This window comes from Plesiomonas sp. (assembly GCF_051650925.1).
GTDB lineage: Bacteria > Pseudomonadota > Gammaproteobacteria > Enterobacterales > CAMTGL01 > Plesiomonas.
Map to the genome: position 1 here is coordinate 1 of NZ_JBOFRH010000411.1, position 1,080 is coordinate 1,080.

A 1,080-nucleotide genomic window follows, 5' to 3' on the forward strand; every position below is an offset into this window, starting at 1 on the left:
CATAAATCCAAAAATGCGAGCCATTATCAGTCAAATATCGACATGCAGGGTTACAGTCCGACATCAATATTCGCGTGCAGCTAAGCAACCGAGCGCATACATTCTCGCCGTTGCCAACACCGAGCGATCGCCGTGTTCGCAACCTCGCAAGAAGACGTAAGAAGAGCAGTTTTATTTAACAATAATATTTCGCATAAGGCTTCAAAGATGAAAAAGATTTACTTAACCGCCGTTGCCGCCGTATTTAGTCTGTCTTCCGCCATGAGCTTTGCCGCAACTGGCTCAGAGAAAATGCCAGAAAAAGCGCCAGCCCATACGACGCATCACAGCGCGGTGGTAAAACACCACAAAACCGCCACGCATAAAAAAGTGCATCAAGCCAAACTCAATACCGTCGCGGCCAAAAAATAAGCCTCGTGGCTCACGGGATAATTTGACGCCCTGACTTCTTGTTGATGGCACACACACTAAGAACGTTAATAAGGCGACTCTCATCATTATTACTATCATGTAGTGATGCCATGTAGAGTCACCTTTTAACTGCACTAAGCGCCTCATTAAATACAAACCATGACGGCGTTTAGAACATAGCCGCAAATGATACTTCAATGGCCTTAATGACCGCCCGAACCCGCGCGGCATGCTGCACATCACGATGCATCACTAACCACACCTCATAAGGCTTTTGTAACTGCCTTTCTGGCCAAACACGCACCAAGCCGACTTGCTCAGCCAGCGGTACCGCAATTTCACCTAGCCCCAATCCCGTCATCAGCGCGTGACGCAGCATTAAGCTGGTATTAACGCCAGCGGCAATTTTCGCCCCATCCGCCGGTTCATCAAGCATCGTTAGCGTGCGAGAATTCTGCCAATGTGGCTCGTAAACCACCAGCGAATGGCCAGCAAAACCATTGCCTTGCTCAGGCATTCCTTGACGGGCCAAATACTCGGCCGAGGCATACAAGCCTATCGGCCAAGAGGCCAGTTTACGAATGATCAGATCGGGATTGGTTGGTTTCACCGAGCGGATTGCAATATCAGCCTCACGCAAGGTCAGATTGGCCACCTGTGTCGAAGTAT

Annotated in this window: 2 protein-coding genes; one reads left to right on the plus strand and one right to left on the minus strand. The window is 49.4% G+C overall.

The window, feature by feature from the left end:
* Window positions 1-207: 207 nt before the first annotated feature.
* The gene (locus ACRC27_RS09695) at window positions 208-411 is read left to right on the plus strand and encodes a hypothetical protein (RefSeq protein WP_010864929.1); all 204 of its coding nucleotides are present in this window, start codon (window positions 208-210) and stop codon (window positions 409-411) included.
* A gap of 169 nt (window positions 412-580) precedes the next feature.
* Here ACRC27_RS09695 and ACRC27_RS09700 read toward each other — a convergent pair.
* The coding region (locus tag ACRC27_RS09700; protein ID WP_438639779.1) for a LysR substrate-binding domain-containing protein at window positions 581-1,080 on the minus strand (500 nt) is incomplete at its 5' end.

Bases quoted from the DNA above. Each gene is read 5' to 3' on its own strand.
- ACRC27_RS09695 (WP_010864929.1), top strand. From the start codon at position 208: ATGAAAAAGATTTACTTAACCGCCGTTGCCGCCGTATTTAGTCTGTCT.